Here is a 3,258-nt window from a genome sequence, read left to right as displayed (position 1 = left end):
TCATGGATGATCTGTTGCGGGAGTTTTTGACGGAGACCAGCGAGAGCCTGGACACCGTCGACAATCAATTGGTGAAGTTCGAGCAGGAGCCGAACAACGCCAAGATCCTGGATAACATCTTCCGCCTGGTCCACACCATCAAGGGCACCTGCGGCTTCCTCGGGCTGCCGCGGCTGGAAGCGCTGGCGCACGCCGGCGAGACCTTGATGGGCAAATTCCGTGACGGCATGCCGGTGACCGGGCAGGCGGTGACGGTGATCCTGTCCTCGATCGACCGCATCAAGGAGATTCTGGCCGGGCTGGAGGCGAGCGAAGCCGAGCCGGAGGGTAACGACCGCGACCTGATCGACAAGCTGGAAGCGATGGTCGAGCAGGGCATGGCGGCCATGGCAGCAGGCGCCAGCGCAGCTCCCGTCGCCGATGCCCCGCCGCTGGTGCCGGAAGCCCCGGCCGCCGCGCCTGCGCCCGCCAAAGCGATGACCACCGGCGCGCTGATCGAGCAGACCCTGGAGCGTCCGTTGCGTCCGGGCGAAGTCTCGCTCGACGAGCTCGAGCGCGCCTTCCGCGAGACCGCAATCGAAGCGCCGGTGCTTGCGCCTATTGTCAAGGCTGCGCCCGCGCCGGCGCTTGAGGCTCCGGCGCCTGCGGCCGCTGCAAAACCCGCCGCCAAGGACAAGCCGGCGCCGAAGAGGTCGCTCGCCGACGAGGGCGCCTCCGAAGGCGACCGCATCGCCAACCAGTCGATCCGCGTCAACGTGGATACGCTGGAGCATTTGATGACCATGGTCTCCGAGCTGGTCTTGACCCGCAACCAGCTTTTGGAGATCTCCCGCCGCAACGAGGATACCGAGTTCAAGGTGCCGTTGCAGCGCCTCTCCAACGTCACCGCCGAGCTGCAGGAGGGCGTCATGAAGACGCGCATGCAGCCGATCGGCAATGCCTGGCAGAAGCTGCCCCGCATCGTCCGCGACCTCTCGAGCGAACTCGGCAAGCAGATCGAGTTGGAGATGCACGGCGCCGACACCGAGCTCGACCGTCAGGTGCTCGATTTGATCAAGGACCCGCTCACCCATATGGTGCGCAACTCCGCCGATCATGGCCTCGAGACCCCCGCCGAGCGCTTGGCGGCCGGCAAGGGCGAGCAGGGCACCATTCGCCTGTCGGCCTATCACGAGGGCGGCCACATCATCATCTGCATCGCCGACAACGGCCGCGGCCTCAACACCGAGAAGATCAAGGCCAAGGCGATCTCTGGCGGGCTGGTCACCGAGGCCGAGCTCGAGAAGATGAGCGAAGCCCAGATCCACAAGTTCATCTTCGCGCCGGGCTTCTCGACCGCGGCCGCCATCACCTCGGTCTCCGGCCGCGGCGTCGGCATGGACGTGGTGCGCACCAATATCGACCAGATCGGCGGCACCATCGACATCAAGAGCGTGGCCGGCGAAGGCTCCTCCGTCACCATCAAGATCCCGCTGACCTTGGCGATCGTCTCGGCCCTGATCGTCGAGGCCGCCGGCGACCGCTTTGCCATTCCGCAGCTCTCGGTGGTCGAGCTGGTGCGCGCCCGCGCCAATTCCGAGCACCGCATCGAGCGCATCAAGGACACCGCGGTGCTCAGATTGCGCAACAAGCTGCTGCCGCTGATCCATCTGAAGAAGCTCTTGAAGATCGACGACGGCGCCGCCTCCGATCCCGAGAACGGTTTTATCGTGGTCACCCAAGTCGGCAGCCAGACCTTCGGCATCGTCGTCGACGGCGTGTTCCACACCGAAGAGATCGTGGTCAAGCCGATGTCGACCAAGCTGCGTCACATCGACATGTTCTCGGGCAACACCATTTTGGGCGATGGCGCCGTCATCATGATCATCGATCCCAACGGCATTGCCAAGGCGCTCGGCGCCGCCGGCTCCTCGGCCCATGACATGGCCGACGAGAACGGGGCGCATCACATCGGCGCGGGCGAGCAGACCACCTCGCTGCTGGTGTTCCGCGCCGGCTCGTCCCAGCCCAAGGCGGTCCCGCTCGGGCTCGTCACCCGCCTCGAGGAGCTGCCCGCCGACAAGATCGAGTTCAGCAACGGCCGCTACATGGTGCAGTACCGCGAGCAGCTGATGCCGCTGGTCGCCATGGAGGGCGTCACCGTTGCGAGCCAGGGTGCCCAACCGATCCTGGTGTTCGCCGACGACGGCCGCGCCATGGGCCTCGTCGTCGACGAGATCATCGACATCGTCGAGGAACGGCTCAATATCGAGGTCGGCGGCTCCTCCTCGGGCATTCTCGGCTCGGCCGTGATCAAGGGCCAGGCCACCGAGGTGATCGACGTCGGCCACTTCCTGCCGATGGCGTTTGCCGACTGGTTCACCCGCAAGGAGATGAAGCCGTCGCTGCATTCGCAGTCGGTGCTGCTGGTCGACGATTCCGCGTTCTTCCGCAACATGCTGGCGCCGGTGCTCAAAGCCGCCGGTTACCGCGTCCGCACCGCGGGCGGCGCGCAGGAGGGCCTCGCCGCGCTGCGCGCCCAGAGCTTTGACGTGGTGCTGACCGACATCGAGATGCCCGACATGAACGGGTTCGAGTTCGCCGAAGTGATCCGCTCCGACAGCAATCTGGGCGCGATGCCGATCATCGGCCTGTCCGCGCTGGTGTCGCCGGCGGCGATCGAGCGCGGCCGGCAGGCCGGCTTCCACGACTATGTCGCCAAGTTCGACCGTCCCGGCCTGATCGCGGCGCTGAAGGAGCAGACCGCGGGCGCCGCCGGCGCCTCCGAGCTGAGCCGGGCAGCGGCGGCCTAACCCAGGATCAGGAGACCAGCGATGAGCAAGACCCAGTCCAGCGAAGGCGCCATGGTCGAATACGTCACCGCGATGATCGGCGGCCAGCTGTTCGGCCTGCCGATCTCCCGCGTCCAGGACGTGTTCATGCCCGAGCGCGTCACCCGTGTGCCGCTGTCCTCGCGCGAGATCGCGGGCGTGCTGAACCTGCGCGGCCGCATCGTCACTGTGGTCGACATGCGCGCCCGCCTCGGCCTGCCCAAGGCCGAAGACGGCAAGGTGCCGATGGCGGTCGGCGTCGACCTGCGCGGCGAATCCTACGGCCTGCTCATCGACCAGATCGGCGAGGTGCTGCGCCTGCCCGAGGACGGCAAGGAAGACAACCCCGTCAACCTCGACCCCCGCATGGCCAAGCTCGCCGGCGGCGTCCACCGCCTCGACGGCCAGCTCATGGTCGTCCTCGACGTCGATCGCGTCCTCGAGCTCG

Annotated in this window: 2 protein-coding genes; both read left to right on the top strand. The window is 66.8% G+C overall.

The features are described 5' to 3' along the window. Positions 1 to 2 precede the first annotated feature (2 nt). The gene (locus tag IVA92_RS17015; protein ID WP_247534272.1) at positions 3 to 2,792 is read left to right on the top strand and encodes a hybrid sensor histidine kinase/response regulator; all 2,790 of its coding nucleotides are present in this window, start codon (positions 3 to 5) and stop codon (positions 2,790 to 2,792) included. 21 nt (positions 2,793 to 2,813) lie between these two features. Further along, a partial coding sequence (locus IVA92_RS17010) for a chemotaxis protein CheW (RefSeq protein ID WP_247280640.1) occupies positions 2,814 to 3,258 on the top strand: 445 nt, incomplete at its 3' end.

The organism is Bradyrhizobium sp. 154 (assembly GCF_023073875.1).
GTDB lineage: Bacteria > Pseudomonadota > Alphaproteobacteria > Rhizobiales > Xanthobacteraceae > Bradyrhizobium.
Note: the sequence above shows the minus strand (reverse complement) of the source record. Positions and strands in the feature narration are given on the sequence as shown.

Coding starts and splice junctions, on each gene's coding strand:
- IVA92_RS17015 (WP_247534272.1), top strand. CDS start 3: ATGGATGATCTGTTGCGGGAGTTTTTGACGGAGACCAGCGAGAGCCTG.